Consider the following 15,770-nt stretch of genomic DNA (forward strand, 5'->3'; position numbering starts at 1 on the left):
AGTGACGCCGCGCGCACGACGGGGCGCGGACCTCTCGGTCCGCGCCCCGTCGTGCCGATCGCGTCCCTCAGGGTCAGGAGCCGAGGTCTCCGTCCGAGGGGCCCGTGTGGCTCGTGGAGCTCACGCCCCTGACGGTGTCGTGGGTGGAGTCCTTGACCTCGTGGGCCTTGTCGGCTCCTTCCTGCCGGACCTCCTGGACGCCCGCGGCAGCTTGCTGCTTCACCGCGTCGGCGGCCTGGGTGGCGGGCTCCTTGAGGTTCTGGCCGGCGTCCTGCGCCACCGACTTCGCCTCCTCGACGAGGGGTTGTGCCTGCTCGCGGGCCGTGTGGGCCAGCTCCTGCTCACGCTGGCTGGCGGGCAGCAGGGAACCGACGATCCAGCCGATGCCGAGCGCGACGGCGCCGGCGGCCAGCGGGTTCCCGCGGGTGCGCTGGGCGGCCCGGTGGGGCACCTCGGCCGTCGCCTGCACGGCGTGCTGCGCCGTGTCGGCGCCGTTGCCACCCAGGTCCTGCGCGCTGCCGGCGACGTCGTGGGCGGTCCCCATGACGCTGTCCTTCAGCGAGGCGACGCGGCTCTTGGCGCGCCCGACGGTGCGCTGCGCCACGTGTGACGGGCTCACGGTGTTGCCCAAGGTGTCGACGTCGGCCGCGAGGCGGCCGCGGGTGCGGTCGATCTCCCGGCGGATGGCGTCCGGGTCCTGGCTGGACGTGGTGGGCGGCACGGTCCCGGCGGGGCCGGTGGTCGTGGCGGGCGTGCCGGTCGTGACGGGGGCCACGGACCCGTACGCCTCGGACTCGTAGGTCTGGGTGGTGTCGTAGGGCTGTGTCATCGCGTCTGGCGTCCTTTCAGTGCGTCGGGGATGTCCTTGACGGTGTCCGTCGTGCGCGGCAGGCCGGGCGCCGCCTTGAGCTGGCCACGGCCGACGAGAGCCAGCACCCCGGCGATGACCGCCCAGATGGCGGCGACGACGAGCCCGGACCAGCCGCGGCCGATGGCGTTGCCGAGGCCCCACCAGAGGGCGACGGACAGGAACACGAGCGCCAGCTGCGCGGCGACTCCTGCACCGGCGAGCATGCCGGCGCCCTTGCCTGCGCGGCTCGCGCTCTCCTTGGCCTCCGCCTTGGCCAGCGCGACCTCCTGCCGCACCAGCGTGGACAGGTCCTGGCTGATGTCGGACACGAGCGCGCCGAGCGAGCGCAGTGACTCCTCGCGCGTCGACTGCTGCTGCTCCGTCACGGCAGCACCTCGTCGTCGCGGGGCGCGCCCACCGGGCCGGTGACCCGCGCCGGGCTCCCGACGCGCTGCACCTCGGAGACGGGTTCGCCGAGCGGGTCGCCCGCAGTGATGTCGTCGGCCGTGATGTCGTCCGTGGCCGACGCGCTGCCGGCGCCTGCGACCGAAGCCGCACCGGCTCCGCTCGGGACGGCGGCCGCACCGGCTCCGCCTGCAGCCGGCGCACCGACCCCGGAGGTGGGGAAGCCGTCCGCGGTGCCGAGGCCGCCCGAACCGGTGGCACCGGCATACCCGTTGCCGTCGCCGGTCGCGCCGGCAGTGGCGCGGCCCGTGGAGTGGGTGGCGCCGGAGGCGCTGCCGGGGGAGGAGTCGTCACGCTTCTCGTCGACGGTGGCCCGGGTGAGCCGGCCGCCGACCACGCCGAGGATGGCCGCTGCGGCCAGGAACGTGCCGGGGCGCCGGCGGGCGAAGCCACGCACCTCCTCGACCAGGCTCGCCGGGTCACGCGCCTCGAGCCACTGGGAGGCGGTGCGTGCGTGGCCGGCGGCCTCACGGACCAGCCCGGTGGCCATGCCGCCCTGCTGCGAGCCGTCCGCCATGGAGTGGAGCTCGTCGCTGATTCCCCTGAGGGACTGGGAGATCCGGGACTGCTGCTGGCCGGCCTGGTTGCTGAGCTCGTCGCGGGACTGCGACCACAGCTGGCGTGCCTGGTCGCGCGCCTCACGGGCGACCTGCGTGGCCTGGTCGGTGGCGGTGGAGGCGACGTCCTGCGCGGCCTCCTTGCCCTGGCCCCCGATGTCGCGGGCGGCCTGGGTCGTCGACGACTGGGACTGCGGTTCACTCATCGCCGGATCCTCTCTGTGGGTGGGTGTCGTGGTGGTGCTCGGCGCCAACGGTGCGCGCCCAGGGCTGTCGAGTACCCCTGCGGTGGCCGGTCAAACCCGTGCGAGCAAACCCGCGCGAGAGGATCAGGCGGTTCCGGCGGCCCGGGCCGTCGAACTCCCCCTGCCGACGTCAGTCCAGGCGCCGGCTGACCTCCAGACGGGCCGCGTCGACCATGGCGGCGAAGCCGCCGTCGGCGGCAGCCGCCTCCTGCATGGCCTCGGAGGCGGCGATCGCGTCGACCTGCTCGAGGATCCGCAGCACCATCGTGGACTCGTGCTCGCCGACTTCGTCCAGCCGCGCACCCACCTCGTCGCGTTCCTCCGCGTCGGCGTGCGCCATCAGGGCCTCGGACCACGCGTCGAACGCGTCGGCGAACTCGCGACCGTCGAGGTCGAGCCGCTCCAGGCGCTCGAGGTCGTCGGTCGCCCGGCGTTCCTCGGCGACGCGGGCTCCAATGTCCCCGCTGTCCGTGCTGCCGTGCCCGAGCACGGGGTGCAGGCTGTTCTGCTCGACCACCTCGTGGGCCGCCAGGTACCGGCGCAGCTCGACGAAGGCGCCCGCCCGCTCCTCGCCGCCGCTGGTCCGCACCTCCTCGACGAGGTGGCGCAGGTGCTGGTGCTGGGCCGTCAGGCGGTCCCCGATCTCGGCGGCCCTCGTGCCGCGTGCCGTTGTCTCCATGGGACTGGCGTACCCCGTGTCAGCGCAGCCTAAGCCGGCTGGTCCCGGCTTCCCCGCCCCTACCGGATCCCGGTGGACCCCGGAGTGGACTCCGGACCGGTGTCGAGGGTCCGCAGGTCGAGCGTGCGGTCGATGACTCGGCCGGCCGTCACCCCGAGCGGCTCCTCGCTGGCGAACGCGTGCGCCTTGAGCATCGTCACGGCGTCGTCGGCACCGATCTGCAGCTGCTCCATCACCATGCCCGTGGCCTGGTGGACCCGCGAGCGCTGTGACCACGGCCCGACGCCCTCGATCATCTGGAGGGCGTCGGCCGGGTCGTGCTCGAGCGTCGCGGTGCCCACGAGGTCGGCGACGAGCTGGGCGTCCGTCGGGTCCAGGGCCAGATCGCTGCCCGGGGCGAGGTGGTACGTGATCACTCCGACGACCTCACCTCCCGCGCGCATGGGGAACGCCTCCACCAGCACCGGCCCGAGCTCGTCGCGCACGGCCCCGGCGAGCTCGGGCCACCCGGGGTCCTCGGCGTGGTCCAGCAGGGCCCGGACGTGCACGCCGTCGACGGAGGCGAGCAGGCCCGGCCCTGCGACAACACGTCCTGGAGGTCCTCCAGGCGGGCAGCGATGTCGTCGGTGGCACACAGGGTGACCCGGTCGGGGGAGGCGTACGCCATGGTCATGGCGACCCCGTCGGCCTCCACGAGGGCGGCGGCGGCCAGGCACAGGCACCGCGGGCGGTCGATCGACACCTGCCGGTCGGACACCTCCCGCACCATCGTTGCGAGCAGTGAGGCCACACGCTCGGGGGTCACGAGGGGGCCCACCTCCGGTGGGACCAGGCCGGCCCGGCAGGCAGGGACCGCCGGCGGACAGGTCTGCGCGCACACTCCATGTGAGGGCGATACCCGTTCGGGCGGACCGCAACCACGATCCACGTCGGTGGCCTCCACCAGGGTCGCCGCGGGGGGGTGGACCCGTGTGGTCACGGGTGTGGTCACGTGTGGTGGGGCCGATCGCCGGCCACACCCCGGCACCCTCAGGCGGCGACGGGAGTCCTCGCGGTCAGGCGTACCAGCGTGGGCACTCGCCCGGCATGGCACCCGTGCCGCAGACGGAGGCCACCTCGGCGAAGGAGGCGTACTCGCGGTTCGTCGGCAGGTCGGCCAGCAGCCACAGGACCTGGTTCGGCGCGTGCTGGCGCACGAGGGCCGCGAGCAGCTGGTCACCGCGGGCCGGCAGGAAGTCCACCCCCAGGGTCCGGGACAGGGCTGCGGCGAGGTCGTCGTGGTCCGTCGGTCGCGTCGTGCTCGGGTACGTCTGCGTGGTCATCTGGTGCTCCTGCCCGCCCTGGTGCGACGGCCTCCCACCGAGCCGCCGTCTTCCTCGGATGATTGCCCGCTCCGTGGGGCGGGCAAACCCCGCGGAGGGTCAGGAATCGGTATGGAATCGGTCAAGACCGCAGGTGAAACGGCATTTCGACCCCTCCCCGACCCGTCCCGGAGCCCTGCTTCGAGTTGTGGCAGGACGAACTTCGTGTTTGGGTCGGAAGTGGCAGATCGGTCCAACCACGGCGCCGGATTCCCTGCCCGAAGGAGAGCGCCGTGGAACCCACGTCGCCGCATCCCCGCACTGTCACCCTCGATCCGGCCGCCGACCCGCGACCGCCGCACGACCGTGCCGAAGATCTCCTGCGGGTCTACGCGGGCACACGGTGCGCCGCCACCCGCCGCCGGCTCGAGGCGGACATCTTCGAGCTCACGTGCGACCTCGCCGACCAGGCAGCCCGGCGCTACCGCGGCCGTGGTGTGGACGACGACGACCTGCAGCAGGTCTCGCGCCTGGCTCTGCTCAAGGCAGTCCGACGTTACCGGCCCGGCCGGGCGGTCTGCTTCCCCGCGTACGCCGTGCCGACCGTCACCGGGGAGCTCAAGCGGCACTTCCGCGACTGTGGCTGGGCGGTGCGGCCTCCCCGTCAGCTCCAGGAGCGCCGCGTGGCCCTGGCCCGGCAGGAGGAGCACCTGCGCCAGGAGCTGCTGCGCGAGCCCACCACGGCCGAGCTGGCCAGCGGTGTCGGGGTGACCCTCGACGCCGTCCGCGAGGTCATGGCCGCCACCGGGGGGTACAGCACCACATCGCTCGACGGCCACGCCGCCGGGGAGGACATCCGCCTGGAGGTGCCGGACCCGGCCGACGCGTACGCGTCGCTCGAGGAGCGGCTCGCCCTGCGCTGGGCGCTGAGCGGTCTCGGGGAGGACGAGCTGCACGTGCTGCGGCTGCGGTTCGTCGACGAGCTCACCCAGGCGGAGATCGGCCGCCGGATCGGGGTCAGCCAGATGCAGGTGTCGCGCGTGCTCGCCGCCATCCTGGGTCGCCTCCGCGACACCATGCTGCGCGAGGAAGCGGTTGCCTGACGTGTTGTCGCGGCGTCCGCCGGCGCGGTGATCGCTGCGGCGGCTACCGCACGACCGGCTGGGACCCCTCGCGCGACAGCCGGGCGTGGCCCACGGAAAGGGGTGTCGCGCGGCCGGAGGCCGGCAGCTCGCCGGTCTCCTCGACCTGCGCGGCCACCTCACGCAGCTTGCGGTTGAGGTCCTGGCTGACGCCGCGCAACAGCTCGAACGCCTCCTCCGAGGTCACCAGCCGCCGCGCCATGATGATGCCGATCGCCGTGCCGATCTGGCGGCTGCTGGACAGGGCCGCCTCGAAGTTGCTCGTGTCCTGCACGCGCAGGGCGTGCTCGACCGCCAGGGAGGCGTAGGGCGCCAGCAGGGTCGCGACGTCGACGTCCTCCTCGCCGAAGGCGCCCCGCTCCTGGCTGTAGAAGTTGAGCGCCGCGAAGTCGCGGCCGGTGACGCACAGACGTACGGACAGCATGCTCTGCACACCGGTGTGCTCGACGCACTGCGGCCCGAACGCCGGCCAGCGCTGGTCGGTCGCGAGGCAGCCCGACAGCTCCACCCCGTCGGTGGCCGCTTCGAAGCAGGGCCCCTCGCCGATGTCGTACTGCAGGACGTCGACCTGCTCGGGCAGCGCGTCACTCGAGGCCATGGTGCGCGGCCGGTGGCCACCGCGGATGAGGGTGACGCCGCAGTGGCGACTGCTCGGCAGCACCCTCGCGGCGAACCGGACCACCCGGTCGGCATCGACCCGCTGGTCGTGCGCCGAGCTCAGCGCGGCGCCGATCCCCACGAGCTGTGCGGCGAGGTCCCCGGTCGCCGCGAGATGTCTCTTCGTCATGTCGCCACCCGTCCACTGGTCGCACTCACGAAGGGTCCGCCGCTGGTTCTCGGCGGCCGCGGAACACCGCCCAATCTAGTCCTTTCCGGGCTGTCGGCGGCCGCGGGGGAGTCGTCCGTCCGGCGCTCGTCCCCACCGCTCGGCCGGTGCTGGGACCATGTCGTCGCTGGTGGCAGGTGCGGCGGCCGGCGGCGGTCAGTCCCGACCGAGACGCTCGTTCGCCAGATGAGACGCGGACTCCAGCCGGCGGACGGCCTCGTGCTCTGCGACGCGGTGGGTCGCCATGATGAGACCGACTGCCTTGCCCCGCTCGCGGTCCTCCCCGAGCCGGTGCCGCAGGGCCTGCGCGTCCTCGCGTCGCTCGAGCGCCGTGAGGGCCACCGCCGCGAAACCCGCGAGCAGGGCTGCCTCGTCGGCCACGTCCTCGGTGAGGACGCCGGCCGTGTCGCTGAACAGGTTCAGGGCGCTGCGGCCCGGCGTCAGCAGCTGGTAGCCGAGCATGCCCCGCACCGGCGTCTCGGCCAGGACCAGCTCCGTCAGGCGTGGCCACGGTGAGTCGTGCGCGATGTCCGGAGCCCGCTGGACGGAGTCCTCCTCGATGCTGTCGAGGCAGGGGCCCTCCTTCGCGCGGCTCTCGAGCAGGTCCAGGTGCCGGGCGACGTCGTCGTTCGCGGCCCGGGTCAGGAGGGTGTCGTCGGGCTGCAGGCTCGACAGGCTGACGTGGTCGGCACCGGGGACGACGCGGGCGACCAGCTCCACGATGTCGCCGAGCACGTCCTGCGGCCCGTCGCCGCGGTACACCCGCTCGGCGACGGCGCGAAGGGCCCGGGTGGTCTCCGGGTGGAAGGACAGGGACATGGGGCTTCTTCCATCGGGGCGGCGGCGGGGAGCCGTGGGTGCGACCCGACCGTCCATTCGACACGACTCCCGGTCCCGGCGCCATCCGTGCGCGGCAGCCGTGCGCGGCAGCAGGGACGGCGGCCGGGCGCGGCGCTCGAGCGGATGTGGGGGCCCTGGGCTGGGTGAGCGACCTCCCGGAGGGCACCGGGGGGAACGCTTCTCCGGAGAAGCGTTTCTCCTCGGGGAAGCGGGGTAAGCGCTTCTCGGGTGCCGCCGTCGGGGTGGCCCGAGGAGGTGGACGCATGACGGTTCGACGGACGACGACCGCGCTGGTGCTGGCATCGGTCCTGGCCACGGGTGCGTGCGCCGGGGTGGGCTCGAAGGGCTCGGACTCCGGTGGCAGCTCGGGCGGCTCGGCCGGCGGCAAGCCGTCCGGGAGCCTGAACATCATGGGTTTCGGCGGTGAGGACGAGGTGGCCAAGGCGCGCATCGCGGCCTTCAAGCAGGCCTACCCGGACGTGACGGTGACGCACAACAAGGGCGACTTCGACGCCCAGCAGTTCCTCACCGCGCTGTCGAGCGGCAACCCCCCGGACCTCGTCTACATGGACCGCAACCTCATCGGGACGTATGCCGCCAAGGGCGTCGTCCAGCCCCTCACCGACTGCGTCAAGCAGCAGTCGATCGACACCAGCCAGTACCGCCCTGCGGCCATGCGCTCGGTCACGTTCAAGAACACGGTGTACGGGATCCCGGAGTTCTACGTCGTCACGGTGAACCTCATCGACGCCAAGTCGCTGCAGCAGGCCGGCGTGGACCCCTCGGCCATCCAGACCAAGGACTGGGGTGCGCTGGAGAAGACAGCCACGAAGCTGTACCAGCACTCCGGCAACAAGATCCAGCGGGTCGGCTACGACCCCAAGCTGCCGGACTCGTTCCCGCTGTGGGCGCTCATCAACGGCGCGCAGCTCGTCAAGGACGACGGGTCGCCGAACCTCGACGACCCCAAGGCGGTCGAGGCGCTCGACTATGCCGTCAAGCTGGTCAAGGAGCAGGGCGGCTGGACCAGCTTCAAGGCGTTCCGCGACTCCTTCGACATCTTCGGTGACACCAACCCGCTCACCAAGGGCACCATCACCGCGTTCCCGATGGAGAACTGGTACGTCAACGTCCTGCGCGACTCGATCCCAGCCGGGCTGAAGCTCGCCGCGACCCCGGTGACCGACCGCTCGGGCAACCAGGTCAGCACGCTGGGCGGGTCCACCTGGGCGATCCCGAAGGGCGCCAAGAACGCGACGGCGGCCTGCGCCTGGATGAAGACGATGACGTCGACGGACACCTGGATGAAGGCGGCCGACGCCCGCATGCAGAAGGTCAAGCAGGACAAGAGCTTCTTCACCGGCCTGTTCACCGCGAACACCAAGGCGGACGAGCAGATCCGCGCCAAGTACCTCGAGGCGGCGCCGCAGCCCGGCTTCGACCAGGCCATCAAGGCCTTCTACTCCGCACTCGACAAGGCCAGCGCGCTCAACCCGTCCCCGGCGGGGGCGGAGATCGACGCGGCCTGGAAGAGCGCGGTCGCCCGGGCGCTGGGCGGCCAGTCGGGACAGCAGGCCCTGGGCCAGGCCCAGAAGGAGGCGCAGGCGGCCTACGACAAGGCCTCCCGTGGCTGAGGTCGTCGCACCCCGCCCCACCGTCGACGAGCCGTCGCCGGACCGCCCCGCCGCCCCGCGGAAGGACCCGGCGAGGGCGCCGCGGCGACGCGGTGGCGGCACGGTCCGGGGCCGCGAGACCCGGGCGGCGCTGCTGTTCATCTCCCCGTGGATCATCGGCTTCCTCGTCTTCACCGCCGGCCCGATGCTCGTGAGCCTCGTGCTGTCCTTCACCGACTACTCCCTCGTGGGGCAGACGCACTCCGTGGGCACCGACAACTACCGCCAGCTCCTCACCGACCCCCGCGTCCGCGAGTCGCTCACCAACACCTTCGTGTATGCCGCGCTGTTCGTGCCGATCGGGACGGTCGTGGCGATGGGGCTGGCGATGCTGCTCGCCGGCGTGGGGCGGGCCAGCGGCTTCTTCCGCACAGCGTTCTACCTGCCGGAGATGACGCCGGCTGTCGCTGCTGCGGCGCTGTTCCTGTTGCTGCTCAACGGCCAGACCGGCCTGGTCAACACCGTGCTCGGCTGGTTCGGCATCGACGGCCCGAACTGGACGACCGACCCTGCGTGGCTCAAGCCGTCGCTCGCGATCGTGAGCCTGTGGTCGATGGGCGGCACGATCGTCATCTACCTCGCGGCGCTGAAGAACGTGCCGCGGCAGCTGCACGAGGCCGCCCTGCTCGACGGGGCGGGGCCGATCCGGCGGTTCTTCAACGTCACGCTCCCGATGATCTCGGGAGCGGTCTTCTTCACCGTCATCACGAATACCATCGCCGCGCTGCAGATGTTCGACCAGGCGTACACGATGTTCTACGGCCCGCAGCAGAAGGCGACCGCCTCGGACGCCTCGCTCGTCTACATGGTCTACCTGTTCCAGAACGCGTTCCAGTTCTTCAAGATGGGCTTCGCCTCGGCCATGGCGTGGCTGCTCTTCGTCATCATCATGCTCATCACCGTCGTGCAGCTGCGGGTCGGCAACCGGGTCGTCTACTACGAGGGGGACACCCGATGACCGGCCGCGTCCACCCGCTGCTGCGCGCGGCATACGTCGTCCTGCTGCTGGCCGCCACGGCCTGCTTCGTGTATCCGCTGGTGTGGCTCGTCAGCGCCTCGCTCAAGCCCAAGTCCGACGTCTTCGACAACCGGCTCATCCCGCGGCACGTGCAGTGGTCGAACTTCGTGCAGGTGTGGGACGCCGGGCCGGTCCTGCGCTGGCTGTCGAACTCGGTCGTCGTCGGGGTCATGGCCGCCACCACGGTCACCCTGTCGAGCGCGCTCGTCGCGTTCGGGTTCGCCTACTTCAGGTTCCGCGGCCGCGGGCTGCTCTTCGGGCTGGTGCTGTCCACCATGATGCTGCCCGGTGCGGTGACGATGATCCCGGTGTACCTGATCTGGAACAAGCTCGGCTTCGTCGACACGCAGGTGCCGCTGTGGGGGCAGAACCTGTTCGGGACGGCGTTCTACATCTTCCTGCTGCGCCAGTTCTTCCTCGGTGTGCCTCGCGAGCTGTTCGAGGCGGCCCGGGTGGACGGCTGCTCGTACCTCGGGCTGTTCCGCCGGATCGCCCTACCGCTGTGCCGGCCGGCCCTGGTCATCGTCTTCGTCTTCGAGCTCAAGGCCAGCTGGTCGGACCTGATGCGCCCGCTCATCTACCTGCAGACGCCGTCGTACTTCACGATGCCGCGCGGGCTCAAGCAGATCATCGACGCCTACGCGCTCAGCGGGGAGTACCACTGGGAGATCGCGATGGCCGCGACCCTGATCGCCACGATCCCGATGATCGTCGTGTTCGCGTTCGCGCAGCGGTACATCCTCGACGGGCTGGCCACGTCGGCCCGGCAGGGGTAGGTGGCCCGGCAGGCGTCGGCGGAGCGCGTCAGTTCTGCGTGCGGCCGGTGAGCCGGTCACGACGGGTGGGCACCCCGCGGCCCGGTCGGTGAGCGCGGTGTCCCGCTACGACGCCTTCAGGGTGCTCGGGACCGCGCGGCGGACCTGGCGGCTGCTGCGCTGGCGGACGACGTCGCGCTCCTGGGCGGTGAGGCCACCCCAGACCCCGTAGTCCTCCGCCGCCAGGGCGTGCGCCCGGCACTGGCGGATGACCGGGCACTCGCGGCAGACGCGCTTGGCAGCCTCCTCCCGCTCCCGGCGGTTGGCTCCGCGGGCGAGCTCGGCGTCGAAGAACGAGCCGACCGGCAGGGTGCGGCACCGGGCCTGGTCCTGCCACTCGTAGGACTCGATGAGGGGGGCGGGCAGTCGGTCGGGCTTGCGCATGTCGTTGCCTCCGAGGGGGTTTCAGGCGGCCGGCGGGTAGCGGTGGTCACGGAGGAGGGCGGCCAGGTGGGCGGCGTTGGTCGCCGCCGTCCTGGTCGCGCCCGCCGTGGTGTCGGGCTTCGTGTCGAGGTCCTTGTAGTCGGTGCCGGTCATGGCCTCGCCGTTCCAGAAGGTCACGCCCTGCGCCGGGATGGTGAAGCCGACGTCGCCGAGGGACTGGTAGAGGATCCCCGTGATGTGATGGGCCCCGTCCTCGTTGCCGACCACCACGGCCACGGCCACCTTGCCGACGGTGCGCAGGCGGCCCTCCGCGTCGGTGTCGGAGAGCTCGGCGTCGAGGCGCTCGAGCACGCGTTGAGCGATGCTCGAGTGCTGGCCCAGCCATGTGGGGGTCCCGAGGACGAGGATGTCGGCCGCCAGCATGCGTTCGCGCAGCTGCGGCCAGGCGTCCCCGTCGCCCATGTCGGCCTCCACGCCGGGGCGGATGTCGTGGTCCACCGCCCGCACCAGCTCACCCTGGACGCCGTGCTTCGCCAGCTCCTCGAGCAGCTGGCGGGTCAGCAGGTCCGTGCTGGACTCGGCCGGGGAGGGCTTGAGCGAGCACGTCAGGGCCAGGGCCGTGAGGGGCCGGGTGCGCGTCGGATCAGGCATGTGGCTCCCGTACCCGGCGTCCCCGCCGCCCAAACGGCGCCCCGGCGGTGGGGCGGCGCGCGACCGGACCACGGCCCAGAGGGGTCGGCGCGCTGTTCCACGCACCGATGCGACCGCGACGCCGGCTCACCGCGAGCCGCGAGCCGGCTCCCTCACCGCGAGCCGCGAGCCGGCTCCCTCACCGCGAGCCGCGCGCCCCGTTCCCCCACCCCGAGCGGGACGTGGACGGCCCGGCGACCCGGGGGCCCGGGTCCCAGAGCGAGGCGTCCGAGAGGAGGGGCCCGAGCACCTGCTCGGCCGCGTCACCGGTCGCGCGGCGGGCGACACCGGCGAGCAGGTCGGCCACCTGGACGCGCGGGTCGTCCCGGGAGTCCACGCTCACCACCCCCGCCAGGACGGGGACGGGGCGCGGGTCGTCCGGTCCCCGGGACACCTGGGGCAGGGCGGCCTGCAGCTGCCGGAGGCGCGAGGCCGTCAGCGCGCTCTGCTCGTCGTGCGTGACCAGGACCTGTCGCCGCCCGCGGCTCCAGTGCAGTACCGTCGTGGCGAGTGCGGGCACCAGCGGCTCGAGCGGCGGTGGCACGCGGGGATCGCCCGCGGCGAGCCGGGCGAGCAGGCCGCGGACCCGTGGCTCCGTGAGCGCGGCGATGGTCGAGGAGGACCGCCCCTCGACGGCCGCACCGAGCACGTCCCGAGCGGCGAGGAAGCGCTCCACCAGCCGGGTCTCGGACTCGGTGCGGCGTTTGGTGCGGACGAGCGCGACGAACGCCTCGAGGAAGGCCGACCACGGCGCAGGGTGGGGACGCGCTGCGCGGTTCAGGTCGCGCGCCACCAGGCGGGCCTCCGCCGTCAGCGGCGAGCCGGCGGCATACGAGGGCTCCCGCAGGAGGAGGTCGACGACGCGGGTGGCGAGGAAGAGCTCCTTGTCGACGACGAGGACGTGCGCCCGGGTGGTGCCGCCGGCGAGCAGCGCGGACAGCAGGCGACCCCGCGCCTGCGCCGGCCCGGCGCCGCGCAGGAGAGGCCCGGACTTCAGCTCGGACCTCGCCCACCGGAGGCCGACCCGCAGCTCCGCGACGAGCTCCGCCGCCTCGACCACGTCCAGGTCGACGCTCGCGTGCGTGAACAGCGGCGTGGTGGGGTCGAGCACGTTGCTGCCGGAGAAGCCCGACTCGTCGCAGGCGATCCGCACGACCTCGGTGCCCACCTCGCCGGCCACCGGCAGGCCGCCCTGCGGCGGGGTCCTGTGGCGGGCGGGCATGCGGACCATGCTCACCCCGCCGTGGCGTCGAGCACCACCGACTTAGTGGCGCGTCCAGCCCGAGGCTGCGTGGTCACGGGCCGACCGGCGAGGCGTCAGGGCCCGCCGGTCGGCGAAGGACTGCGCTGCTGCCGCGACCCGCCGCCCTGCTCAAGAGGGCCGCCGTGCTCGAGGGGGCCGTGCTCGAGGCGTGCGCCGGTGCTGAACCGGGACGCCCGACGGTGCACGCGGCGCGGACGGACGCGACGGGACGGGTGCCGCTCCACGCGGGGCGGCCCCTCGAGGACGGCGAAGAAGAGCTTCTTGCCCACCTCGACGAGCAGCAGGTAGGCCGCCACCATCACCAGCAGCGTGGCGTAGAACAGGCCGGGCAGCGGCTGGAAGCCGAGGGTGTGCGCCAGCGGGGTCGCGGGGAGCACCGCGCCCGTCAGCACGACGCCGCACGCGGCGGCCGCGAGCGGCAGGCTCGGCGCGCTGCGGAAGAACGGGATGCGGCGGGTCCGGATGGCGAAGATGATCAGTGTCTGGGTCGCCAGGGACTCCACGAACCAGCCGGAGCGGAACAGTGCCGGGTCCGCGTGGAACATGTGCAGCATCACCCAGAAGGTCATGAAGTCGAACACCGAGCTGAGCGGCCCGAACACGACCATGAACCGGCGGATGAGGCGCATGTCCCAGTGCGACGGGCGGCGCAGCTGCTCCTCGTCGACGCCGTCGGTCGGGATCGCCAGCTGGCTGGTGTCGTAGAGCAGGTTGTTGAGCAGGATCTGCGAGGGCAGCATCGGCAGGAAGGGCAGGAACGCCGAGGCGCCCGCCGCGGAGAACATGTTCCCGAAGTTGCTCGAGGTCCCCATCATCACGTACTTGATGGTGTTGGCGAAGATCCGGCGGCCCTCCACGACGCCGTCGGCGAGGACGTCGAGGTCCTTCTCCAGGAGGATCACGTCGGCGGCGTCCTTGGCGACGTCGGTGGCCGAGTCGACCGAGATGCCCACGTCCGCGGCGTGCAGGGCCAGGGCGTCGTTGACGCCGTCGCCGAGGAAGGCGACGCCGCTGCGCGTGGCCCGCTGGGCCCGCACGATCCGCGCCTTCTGCTCCGGGCTGACCCGGGCGAACACGACCGTGCCGGCCATCCGCGCGGTGAGCGTGGCGTCGTCCATCCGGTCGAGCTCGGACCCGTCGAGCACGTCCTGCTCGCCGGGGTGCGAGAGTCCGAGGTCGGCACACACCTTCGCGGCCACCGCGGCGTTGTCGCCGGTGACGAGCTTGACGTCGACGCCGAGCCCCTCGAGCCGGGCGAGCGACCGGTCGATGCCGCGCTTCGGCGGGTCGAGGAAGACCAGCAGACCCTCGAGGTGGAACTCTCCCTCCGGTGGCGTGCGCCGGGCCACGGCGATGACCCGGTTGCCGGCGGCGAACTCCGCGTCCAGCGCGTGGGCGACGCGGGTCGGGACCGGTCCGCACCGCTCGAGCACGGCCTCGGGCGCCCCCTTGACCACCTCGACGACGCCGTCGACGGGGCTCTCGCAGCTCACCGACGACGTCCTCGTCTCGTGGCTGAAGGGCACCGAGGACGTGCGCCGCCACCGGGCGAGCCACCCCGCGGCGCGGGGCGCCTCCGGCGCCGCCCAGAGCGCTGCGTCGAGGGCGTTGCCGCCCACCGCCCCTGCCGGTCCCTGCGGGTCCTCGCTGCACAGCAGCCCCCACCGCAGGAGCTCGACGGCGCGCCCGGGGACGGTGGGGATGGCCCGAGCGAAGCCCACGCGCCCGTCGGTCAGCGTGCCGGTCTTGTCCGTGAAGAGCACGTCCACGTCGCCGAGGTCCTCGATGCAGACGAGTCGCTTGACCAGCACCTTGTGCCGGGTCATGTGGCGCGAGCCTGCGGCCAGGCTGGTGGACACCACGGCGGGCAGCAGCTGCGGCGTGATCCCGACCGCGATGGCGAGGGAGAAGAGCAGCGCGTCGAGCAGCGGCCGGTCCAGGGCGACGTTGACCACGAAGATCGACGCGGTGAGCGCGCCGCCGACCCAGACCAGGAGCATGGAGAACTGCCGCAGCCCGGTCTGGAACCGGGTCTCCAGCTCACGGGACTCCAGCCCGGCCGCGACGGTCCCGAACTCGGTGGACATCCCGGTGGCGACGGCGAGCCCGACGCCTGACCCGGCGTGGACGACGGTCCCCATGAGGGCGGCGCTCGTGAGGTCGCCCACGGCCGAGTCCGCGGCGACCGGCGCGGTGCCCTTGTCCACCGGGAGCGACTCCCCGGTGAGGATGGACTCGTCGCACTCCAGCTCGTGGGCCTGGGCCAGCCGCAGGTCGCAGGGCACGACATCGCCCGGGCGAAGCGCGACGACGTCCCCCGGCACCAGGTCCAGGACGTCGACGCGCCGCCAGGTGCCGTCGCGCAGCACCTCGGCGCGGTGGCGCACCTGGCTGTGCAGGGCTGCGGCGGCACGTTGGGCGCGGTACTCGTTGCCGAACCCGAGGCACACCGACAGCGCCACGATGGTCCCGATGATCACGGCATCCGGCCGCTGGCCCACGGCGAAGGACACCCCGGCCGCGATGACGAGCAGGACCAGCAGCGGCGACCGGACCTGCCGCCACAGCACCGCCAGCAGGCTGGCCCGGTGGGTGACGATCGCGTTCGGGCCGGACCTGGCCCGCCGGGCGGCGGCCTCCGGCTCGGACAGGCCACGGTCGGGTGCGACGGACAGGCGCGCGGCGACGTCGGAGGCGTCCTGGGCCGCCGCGACGGCGACGGGGGAGCGCGACGGCGGGGCCGCGCCGCGCGACCGGGGCGAACGGGTGAGGTGGGGCCCCGGCCGCACGGTCGTCATCCCGGCACCGCCCGGACGGGGCGGCGTGGCGCGGACCGCATACGGCCAGTGAAGCCGCGGAAGGACGGGTTCCGCAGGGCCGAAGGTCCCACGCCAGCCCCGGGCGGCTCCGGCGAGCCGCCCCAGCCCCGGGCGGCTCCGGCGAGCCGCGGCAGCCGCTCCAAGCCCCTGGCGAACCGGGCGAGACGGCACACGACGCCACGGGCGGGGTGCCGCGCGGGCC

Annotated in this window: 16 protein-coding genes; 4 read left to right on the forward strand and 12 right to left on the reverse strand. The window is 73.1% G+C overall.

The window, feature by feature from the left end:
• Positions 1 to 73: 73 nt before the first annotated feature.
• The 6 genes from ACYVDO_RS04180 to ACYVDO_RS04205 all read right to left on the reverse strand — a co-directional run bounded on the left by ACYVDO_RS04180 (position 74) and on the right by ACYVDO_RS04205 (position 4,118).
• Positions 74 to 829 carry a DUF3618 domain-containing protein gene (locus ACYVDO_RS04180; protein ID WP_460933028.1) on the reverse strand — a complete coding sequence of 252 codons (756 nt, stop codon included), beginning with the start codon at positions 827 to 829 and terminating at the stop codon, positions 74 to 76.
• On the reverse strand, positions 826 to 1,236 hold the full coding sequence (locus tag ACYVDO_RS04185; RefSeq protein WP_460933030.1) for a phage holin family protein: 411 nt from the start codon (positions 1,234 to 1,236) through the stop codon (positions 826 to 828). The genes ACYVDO_RS04180 and ACYVDO_RS04185 overlap by 4 nt, the downstream gene beginning before the upstream one ends.
• Positions 1,233 to 2,078 (reverse strand): hypothetical protein, encoded by an 846-nt coding sequence (locus tag ACYVDO_RS04190; protein ID WP_460933032.1) that lies wholly within the window; start codon positions 2,076 to 2,078, stop codon positions 1,233 to 1,235. The genes ACYVDO_RS04185 and ACYVDO_RS04190 overlap by 4 nt, the downstream gene beginning before the upstream one ends.
• A gap of 169 nt (positions 2,079 to 2,247) precedes the next feature.
• Complete coding sequence (locus ACYVDO_RS04195; protein ID WP_460933034.1) at positions 2,248 to 2,796, reverse strand: hemerythrin domain-containing protein; 549 nt, start codon at positions 2,794 to 2,796, stop codon at positions 2,248 to 2,250.
• 59 nt (positions 2,797 to 2,855) lie between these two features.
• Positions 2,856 to 3,344 carry an ANTAR domain-containing protein gene (locus tag ACYVDO_RS04200; RefSeq protein ID WP_460933036.1) on the reverse strand — a complete coding sequence of 163 codons (489 nt, stop codon included), beginning with the start codon at positions 3,342 to 3,344 and terminating at the stop codon, positions 2,856 to 2,858.
• Between the two features lie 507 nt (positions 3,345 to 3,851).
• Positions 3,852 to 4,118 (reverse strand): DUF2795 domain-containing protein, encoded by a 267-nt coding sequence (locus tag ACYVDO_RS04205; RefSeq protein WP_460933038.1) that lies wholly within the window; start codon positions 4,116 to 4,118, stop codon positions 3,852 to 3,854.
• 272 nt (positions 4,119 to 4,390) lie between these two features.
• Between ACYVDO_RS04205 and ACYVDO_RS04210 the strand changes: the two genes are divergently transcribed.
• Entirely contained in the window at positions 4,391 to 5,200 is an 810-nt protein-coding gene (locus ACYVDO_RS04210; RefSeq protein ID WP_460933040.1) for a sigma-70 family RNA polymerase sigma factor, read from the forward strand.
• A 43-nt stretch (positions 5,201 to 5,243) separates the two neighbouring features.
• Here the strand turns inward: ACYVDO_RS04210 and ACYVDO_RS04215 are convergent, their stop codons facing one another.
• Positions 5,244 to 6,026, reverse strand: coding sequence for a GAF and ANTAR domain-containing protein (locus ACYVDO_RS04215; RefSeq protein ID WP_460933042.1), 783 nt, complete (start codon positions 6,024 to 6,026; stop codon positions 5,244 to 5,246).
• A gap of 195 nt (positions 6,027 to 6,221) precedes the next feature.
• On the reverse strand, positions 6,222 to 6,884 hold the full coding sequence (locus ACYVDO_RS04220) for a GAF and ANTAR domain-containing protein (RefSeq protein WP_460933044.1): 663 nt from the start codon (positions 6,882 to 6,884) through the stop codon (positions 6,222 to 6,224).
• Positions 6,885 to 7,168: 284 nt separating this feature from the next.
• Here ACYVDO_RS04220 and ACYVDO_RS04225 point away from each other — a divergent pair, with 284 nt between their 5' ends.
• Genes ACYVDO_RS04225 through ACYVDO_RS04235 form a run of 3 tightly spaced genes read left to right on the forward strand, consistent with a single transcriptional unit; the run spans position 7,169 to position 10,372 of the window.
• On the forward strand, positions 7,169 to 8,539 hold the full coding sequence (locus ACYVDO_RS04225; RefSeq protein ID WP_460933046.1) for an ABC transporter substrate-binding protein: 1,371 nt from the start codon (positions 7,169 to 7,171) through the stop codon (positions 8,537 to 8,539).
• Positions 8,532 to 9,536, forward strand: coding sequence for a carbohydrate ABC transporter permease (locus ACYVDO_RS04230; RefSeq protein WP_460933048.1), 1,005 nt, complete (start codon positions 8,532 to 8,534; stop codon positions 9,534 to 9,536). The genes ACYVDO_RS04225 and ACYVDO_RS04230 overlap by 8 nt, the downstream gene beginning before the upstream one ends.
• Entirely contained in the window at positions 9,533 to 10,372 is an 840-nt protein-coding gene (locus ACYVDO_RS04235; protein ID WP_460933050.1) for a carbohydrate ABC transporter permease, read from the forward strand. Before ACYVDO_RS04230 ends, ACYVDO_RS04235 begins: the two co-directional genes overlap by 4 nt.
• A 105-nt stretch (positions 10,373 to 10,477) precedes the next feature.
• On the opposite strand, the gene ACYVDO_RS04240 is transcribed toward ACYVDO_RS04235, so the two are convergent.
• The 4 genes from ACYVDO_RS04240 to mgtA all read right to left on the reverse strand — a co-directional run bounded on the left by ACYVDO_RS04240 (position 10,478) and on the right by mgtA (position 15,547).
• Complete coding sequence (locus ACYVDO_RS04240) at positions 10,478 to 10,795, reverse strand: WhiB family transcriptional regulator (RefSeq protein WP_460933052.1); 318 nt, start codon at positions 10,793 to 10,795, stop codon at positions 10,478 to 10,480.
• Between the two features lie 21 nt (positions 10,796 to 10,816).
• Entirely contained in the window at positions 10,817 to 11,446 is a 630-nt protein-coding gene (locus ACYVDO_RS04245) for a flavodoxin family protein (protein WP_460933054.1), read from the reverse strand.
• Between the two features lie 178 nt (positions 11,447 to 11,624).
• Positions 11,625 to 12,707, reverse strand: coding sequence for a DUF3800 domain-containing protein (locus ACYVDO_RS04250; protein ID WP_460933056.1), 1,083 nt, complete (start codon positions 12,705 to 12,707; stop codon positions 11,625 to 11,627).
• A 95-nt stretch (positions 12,708 to 12,802) separates the two neighbouring features.
• Positions 12,803 to 15,547 (reverse strand): magnesium-translocating P-type ATPase, encoded by a 2,745-nt coding sequence (gene mgtA, locus ACYVDO_RS04255; protein ID WP_460933058.1) that lies wholly within the window; start codon positions 15,545 to 15,547, stop codon positions 12,803 to 12,805.
• Positions 15,548 to 15,770 lie beyond the last annotated feature (223 nt).

It is taken from the genome of Phycicoccus ginsengisoli (assembly GCF_054779295.1).

Coding starts and splice junctions, on each gene's coding strand:
- ACYVDO_RS04180 (WP_460933028.1), bottom strand. CDS start 829: ATGACACAGCCCTACGACACCACCCAGACCTACGAGTCCGAGGCGTAC.
- mgtA (WP_460933058.1), bottom strand. CDS start 15,547: ATGACGACCGTGCGGCCGGGGCCCCACCTCACCCGTTCGCCCCGGTCG.
- ACYVDO_RS04220 (WP_460933044.1), bottom strand. CDS start 6,884: ATGTCCCTGTCCTTCCACCCGGAGACCACCCGGGCCCTTCGCGCCGTC.
- ACYVDO_RS04245 (WP_460933054.1), bottom strand. CDS start 11,446: ATGCCTGATCCGACGCGCACCCGGCCCCTCACGGCCCTGGCCCTGACG.
- ACYVDO_RS04250 (WP_460933056.1), bottom strand. CDS start 12,707: ATGCCCGCCCGCCACAGGACCCCGCCGCAGGGCGGCCTGCCGGTGGCC.
- ACYVDO_RS04225 (WP_460933046.1), top strand. CDS start 7,169: ATGACGGTTCGACGGACGACGACCGCGCTGGTGCTGGCATCGGTCCTG.
- ACYVDO_RS04240 (WP_460933052.1), bottom strand. CDS start 10,795: ATGCGCAAGCCCGACCGACTGCCCGCCCCCCTCATCGAGTCCTACGAG.
- ACYVDO_RS04235 (WP_460933050.1), top strand. CDS start 9,533: ATGACCGGCCGCGTCCACCCGCTGCTGCGCGCGGCATACGTCGTCCTG.
- ACYVDO_RS04205 (WP_460933038.1), bottom strand. CDS start 4,118: ATGACCACGCAGACGTACCCGAGCACGACGCGACCGACGGACCACGAC.
- ACYVDO_RS04195 (WP_460933034.1), bottom strand. CDS start 2,796: ATGGAGACAACGGCACGCGGCACGAGGGCCGCCGAGATCGGGGACCGC.
- ACYVDO_RS04190 (WP_460933032.1), bottom strand. CDS start 2,078: ATGAGTGAACCGCAGTCCCAGTCGTCGACGACCCAGGCCGCCCGCGAC.
- ACYVDO_RS04215 (WP_460933042.1), bottom strand. CDS start 6,026: ATGACGAAGAGACATCTCGCGGCGACCGGGGACCTCGCCGCACAGCTC.